The organism is Armatimonas sp. (assembly GCF_043760365.1).
Classification (GTDB): domain Bacteria; phylum Armatimonadota; class Armatimonadia; order Armatimonadales; family Armatimonadaceae; genus Armatimonas.
On the sequence record NZ_JAYUPA010000337.1, the window covers coordinates 1 to 5,257 of the forward strand.

Consider the following 5,257-nt stretch of genomic DNA (forward strand, 5'->3'; position numbering starts at 1 on the left):
GTGATGGACAGAGCAGCCGCATCGTTGGCCGCTTGATCCGCAGCAAGATCATCCGCACTGTTCACACCGGCGTTGGCAGCATGAACCGCAAGAGTACGCATCTGACGAAGGAGGTTGTGCACCTCATTCAAAGCGCCTTCCGCTGTCTTGATGAGATTGATGCCGTCGTTGCTGTTCTTGATCGCCTGGCCAAGACCGTCCGCCTTGGAGCGCATCTGCTCCGAGATAACCAGACCTGCCGGATCGTCGGAGGCGCTGTTGACACGAAGTCCACTGGAGAGACGCTGAATAGACTGATTCAGGCTCTTGCTCGTCTGACCCAGATTGCGCTGCGCATTAGTAGCGGCAGCGTTGAAGTTGACAACCATTGACATAATAAAGATCCTCCGTGAAAGACCGGTAGTGTCCTCTGTCTTTAGGAACAGACTCCCCTCCGGCTGGCATCCTGCCATGACACTGCAAGCTCACTTGATGTCTCGTTTAGCTCACTCTGTCAAATTAGTTTTCGACAAATTGGGGGTATCTCTGGAGGGTAATTTTCGGCAAAAGGGGCTAAAATCTGAAATCCTGGTATTTCGCGCAGGACTTTCACGAGAGCGGGAGGCGCTTTTTGAGGCGCACCGTGGTCTCCCCCTCCCCGACAAGATATTCCACGCTATCGGTGAGGGCTTCCATGAGCGCACGGCCACGCCCGCCTTCCGCGCTGGCATCCGGCATCGCGGCAGGAGAGCTAGGCAGTGCGCCCTCTCCCGCATTACTCACTTCCACAATCAGAAACTCGTAGTCATGCAGGCAACGCAACGTCAGCATTCCGCGCTCATCGCCATGCTCCACCGTATTGTTGCACGCCTCGCCCACCGCCAGCCGAAGTGCCTCACGCTCCGCCTCGGGAAAGCGGAGCTTGCGTGCCACAGAAACAACCGCCTCCCGTGCAACGCTCACAAAGGCGCTGTCGGTGGGCAGACGAAGTCGTAGCAGCTCGGTCATTACTCGTCAGTGGACTTTTGCCCGACATCGAGCAAGATCGCGACAAGCATATCACTCATCACATTGACCCCAGAGCGGGCGCGGGCGATGATCCAGTCCACGGGAATGAGTAGCGGCAGCGCGACGGCGATAGTCTCGGCGGAGAGCCCAGCGGTGCTGAGCACGAGCGGCAGGACGATCAGCCCCGCCTCGGGGATTCCAGCGATTCCGGCACCGGCCATAATGGAGGCAAGCACGACCTGAAACTGTGCCACGAGCGAGAGATCTTTGCCCAGTGCCTGCGCCAGAAAGAGCGCCGCCATCGCCTCGTAGAGCGTGATGCCATCGTTGTTGAGGTTGGTGCCCACGCACGCCGCGAGGCGCGCCGATGATGTCGAGACCCCCATCTTCTCCAAACACTTGAGTGTGATGGGCACCGACGCCAGGCTGGAGTTAGTTGAGAGCCCCGTGAGAATTGCATCCGCGCCTTGCCCGAGATAGACCTTTGGGGATTTCTTTCCCCAGAAATAAGCAATCGCCGGGTAGTACACTAAACTATGGAGTGCCAGGCCGGTGAGCGCGACGAGCAAAAAGACCCAGAGCAGGGCAAATACCCCAATCCCCGACGCCCCAACCACCTTTGCCACGGTGCCGAAGACAGCGTAGGGCACGGTGCGTACGATCCACTCTAGCATCACCAACAGCACTTGGTATGCGGCAGCAATAAAGCCCTCAATGGTCCGAATGCTTTGCTCTGTTGATTCGCTAAGCGCTTCTTGCTCGGAGCGCACTTTTCGGATCGCAGCCCCAATGAGCAGCGCCAATAGCACCACGGAAATTAGGTTATTGTAGACAAAGGGCCGCACCAGCGACGAGGGGACGTAGTAGCTGACATTGGGCAGAAGTTCCAGAGTTGCGCCGGGCGCTTCGGGATCCTCGGATTTCTTTGCCTCCGTGGCTTTGGCGTGTGTCTGCGCAATGAGTGTCTCAAGTTTGCCGCGCCAGAGCTTGCCGGGCTGGAAGACATTGAGCAGTGTCAGTCCGATCACCATCGCCACGGAAACATTGATCAGGCAGATCAGCATCAATCGCCCGAACTTCTTCGCCTCGATCCGGGTTCGGACAAACGCATCCAAAATGGCGAAGAACACCAGCGGCACCGCGAGCGCCCGTAGTGCCTTGATCGAGAGGATGCCAATCGCCCCGAGAGTCTCGGTTAGCTCGCCTTTGCCAGCAGTCACTCCCAGCACGATCCCTAGAGCCACCCCAATAAGCACTTGCAGCGCGAGCGGTACACGGCGTTTCATGCCACCGGCTCCGCGACTCGCGTCACCACCGTGATCTCGGGCTTGAGCGTGTCGGCGACGGAGCAGTACTTTCGCACGGCGAGCTCGGCGGCGCGGGAAAGTGCCACGGGGTCCACGGGGCCACGGACGGTGAATGTCAGGGTGACGTGTGTGTAGGGTGCGGGCGTGGCGTCGGCGCGGGTGCCTTCTGCAACGATGGTTAGCCCACGGACATCTTGCCGCTGCCGCGCGAGAATCAGGCCCAGATCGAGTGCGCTACAGCCCGCCAGTGAGATCAACAAGAGCGCCATAGGCCGGAATCCGGGGCCAGAGTTTTCCAGAGGCGGCAGTCTCTCCAAAAAGACACTCGGGTCGGGGAGGCGCTCGCGAATCTGCTGATCCAGCTCGGCAGAGCCCGCCAGGCGCAGGGTGTTGCCCAGCGCATCGGTGGCATCGTAGACACACGGCCCCACACGCTCCAAGGTGATAGTGACCGTGCTCATGAAATCACCTCCAGCTCGCCCAGCTCTGGGTGGCCATCAGCGAATAAGTCCGACGAGAGATAGCGGTCGCCCCGGTCACAGAGAATCGTCACGATCAGGCCCTTTTTGCCTTCTTTAGCCAGCTCGCTTGCCACTTGCTGCGCCGCCCAGAGTGCCCCTGCCGCCGAGACGCCCGTAAAAATCCCCGTGGTGGCCGCGAGGGTGCGCGCGGTGGACTCGGCGATTCCTTGCTCAATGTCAACAACCCGGTCTACGCGCTCGCGTTCGAAGATCTTCGGAAGATACTCAGGAGCCCAGCGGCGAATTCCGGGGATGCGTGAGCCGGGCGTGGGCTGACAGCCGACGATCTGAACCGCTGCGTTTTGCTCTTTCAAGTAACGCGAGACCCCCATGATGGTTCCCGTAGTGCCCATCGCCGACACAAAGTGCGTGATTTTCTGCTCCGTGTCCTGCCAGATTTCGGGGCCAGTGGTCTCGTAGTGTGCACGCCAGTTGTCCGGGTTGGCGAACTGATTGAGCATCAAGTAAACACCGGGGTTCGCTGCCATCCGTGCATGGGCGAAGTCAATCGTGCCTTCCATCCCGCCTGCCGCCGGGGTCAGCACGACTTTTGCCCCCAGCGCCCGCATGGTCTGTACCCGCTCCGCCGTACTATTGGCGGGCATGACCAGCTCCAATTTATAGCCACGAGCGGCGGCGATCATCGCCAGCGCAATCCCGGTATTGCCACTGGTAGGCTCGATCAACGTCACTCCGGGCTTCAGCTCGCCCCGCTCCTCGGCACGCCGGATCATGGACCACGCGGGCCTATCTTTCACGCTCCCGCCGGGGTTGTTGCCCTCCATCTTCCCGAGAATAGGGATGTCGGGGTTGGGTGAGGGCAGTAAGACCAGCGGCGTCGCGCCAATTCGATCCGTGAGTGTTGGCAGATTCATGGCTTGATTGTACCTACTGATTAATGTTACAATGAACCGAATTTCAGAGTAGAGGACAAAACACCATGGCGGAGCCAACGGACCCGAACGCGTGTACGGAATACAACGCACTCTCTCGACGTAGTTTTCTCAGCACTGGCCTCAAAGCCGGAGCCTTGCTGGGTCTCAGCATGACCGATCTGTTTGAGGCCGAGGAATCCCAGGCAGCGGGCCTGCAAGGCGCGACGGCGCAGTCCGCCGTGATTATCTGGCTGGGGGGGGGTGCCAGCCACTTAGATACCTTTGATCTCAAGCCCGATGCCCCTGTGGAGATTCGCGGTCAGTTCAACCCGATCAACACCAAGGCCGACGGGATGCAGCTCTCGGAGCACCTGCCGCTGCTTGCTGCGCAGGCGGATAAGTTCTCGCTGATCCGCTCCATGACCACGGGCGAGGCGGCCCACGAGCGTGGCACCCACTACATGTTGACGGGGTTCCAGCCCCTACCCGGCTTCGGGGTTCCCAGCTACGGCTCCGTAGCGGCCAAGTTCCTGCCCACGAAATCCGCGCTTCCGCCTTATATCGCGGTTCCCGGCCAGATTCAGTACGGCGGTGCGGGGTTTCTCGGTGCGGCGCTCGATCCGTTCGCGCCGGGCGGCGATCCCAACAACGGCGGCTTCCGCGTGCGCGATTTAGACTTACCCCAGGGCATGACTCTGGAGCGCATGGACCGCCGCAAGACCCTGCGTGAGTCCGTGGACTCGGCGTTTTCGCGTTTCGAGAAGGGCTCGGATCGCGCCAAGGCTGTCAACTCTTTCTATAACCGAGCGTATGGCCTGCTCTCGTCGGCTGAGGCGCGCGCGTCGTTTGATGTCAGCAAAGAGCCCGCAAAAGTGCGCGATGCCTATGGACGCACGCAGCTCGGGCAGAGCTTGCTGCTGGCACGGCGCTTGGTGGAGGGCGGCGTGCGCTTTGTGACGGTCTCGTCAGGCGGCTGGGATACGCATAACAACGCATTTAATAATCTCTCAAGAAATCTCCTGCCGACTTTCGATAAAGGCGTCGCCGCGTTTATTGAGGACTTGCAGCAGCGCGGTTTACTTAAAACCACGATGGTGATTGTCATGAGTGAGTTTGGGCGCACCCCGATTGTGAACCGCGACGGGGGCCGGGATCACCACGCCCGCTGTTTCTCGGTACTGGTGGCAGGCGGTGGCGTGAAGGGCGGTGTGGTCGTCGGCTCGTCGGATACCAAAGGTTTTGAGCCCGCCGAGCGCCCCGTCAAGCCTGAAGACTTAGCGGCAACAATCTACCAGTGCCTCGGCATTGACTACACTCAGTCCATCACGTCCCCTGAAGGCGTCCGCATCACCCTCTCCCGTGGAGGTCGCCACATCGGCGAGCTGGTCTAATATCATGATTCGTTCCATCCATATCGCATCCGAGTCCTGGGCTCCAATGCAGTCTGTCGCGTCGGCGCGGCTTGTCAAAGACAGCGGCATTGTCGGCGACCGCCAGACCACCAATATCACGCTCATCGAGGCGGAGGCCGTGGACACCGAGGGCTTTGCGCCCGGTGAGTCGCGGC

The 5,257-nt window shown here is 60.2% G+C and carries 5 protein-coding genes and 1 pseudogene; 1 reads left to right on the top strand and 5 read right to left on the bottom strand.

What is annotated here, in order from left to right:
- The 5 genes and pseudogenes from ACH2EH_RS08245 to cysM form a co-directional block, all read right to left on the bottom strand.
- A pseudogene (locus ACH2EH_RS08245) lies at window positions 1-374 on the bottom strand (flagellin); the annotation flags it as partial.
- A gap of 214 nt (window positions 375-588) precedes the next feature.
- Window positions 589-987, bottom strand: a complete 399-nt coding sequence (locus tag ACH2EH_RS08250) for an ATP-binding protein (RefSeq protein WP_395140661.1) — start codon at window positions 985-987, stop codon at window positions 589-591.
- A complete protein-coding gene (locus tag ACH2EH_RS08255; protein ID WP_395140663.1) occupies window positions 987-2,273 on the bottom strand; it encodes a dicarboxylate/amino acid:cation symporter in 1,287 nt (428 codons plus the stop codon). The genes ACH2EH_RS08250 and ACH2EH_RS08255 overlap by 1 nt, the downstream gene beginning before the upstream one ends.
- Window positions 2,270-2,755 (bottom strand): OsmC family protein, encoded by a 486-nt coding sequence (locus ACH2EH_RS08260; RefSeq protein ID WP_395140665.1) that lies wholly within the window; start codon window positions 2,753-2,755, stop codon window positions 2,270-2,272. Before ACH2EH_RS08260 ends, ACH2EH_RS08255 begins: the two co-directional genes overlap by 4 nt.
- The gene (cysM, locus tag ACH2EH_RS08265) at window positions 2,752-3,690 is read right to left on the bottom strand and encodes a cysteine synthase CysM (RefSeq protein WP_395140667.1); all 939 of its coding nucleotides are present in this window, start codon (window positions 3,688-3,690) and stop codon (window positions 2,752-2,754) included. Before cysM ends, ACH2EH_RS08260 begins: the two co-directional genes overlap by 4 nt.
- A 65-nt stretch (window positions 3,691-3,755) precedes the next feature.
- Between cysM and ACH2EH_RS08270 the strand changes: the two genes are divergently transcribed.
- Window positions 3,756-5,081 carry a DUF1501 domain-containing protein gene (locus ACH2EH_RS08270; RefSeq protein ID WP_395140669.1) on the top strand — a complete coding sequence of 442 codons (1,326 nt, stop codon included), beginning with the start codon at window positions 3,756-3,758 and terminating at the stop codon, window positions 5,079-5,081.
- The last annotated feature ends 176 nt before the right edge of the window (window positions 5,082-5,257 follow it).